This is a genomic window from Pseudoduganella buxea, from assembly GCF_009720835.1.
Taxonomy (GTDB): Bacteria; Pseudomonadota; Gammaproteobacteria; order Burkholderiales; family Burkholderiaceae_D; genus Rugamonas; species Rugamonas buxea.
Map to the genome: position 1 here is coordinate 1 of NZ_WNKZ01000310.1, position 256 is coordinate 256.

The window sequence follows — 256 nt, forward strand, 5'->3', positions numbered from 1 at the left end:
GGCGTCGACCTGGGTGCCGGCATGGGCGACGATGGTCTCGTCCTGCTTGCTGATGATGTCACTGAGGACCGCCTCGCCGGCGACCACGTGATCGTAGCGCAGGCCGAGGGCCGCGCCGTCGCGGGCATGCAGCGCGATCAGGCGGAAATGCTCCTTGCCCATCTCGGCCGCCTTGGCGCGCACGGTGTCGGTCAGCTCATAGGTTTCGCGCCAGGGACTGGCTTCGCCTTCGGGCAGCGGCTTGCCGAAGTCGAGG

Annotated in this window: 1 protein-coding gene; it reads right to left on the reverse strand. The window is 68.8% G+C overall.

The window, feature by feature from the left end:
* Positions 1–256: hypothetical protein (locus GM672_RS28770; RefSeq protein WP_170300297.1), on the reverse strand; the 256-nt coding region annotated here is incomplete at both ends.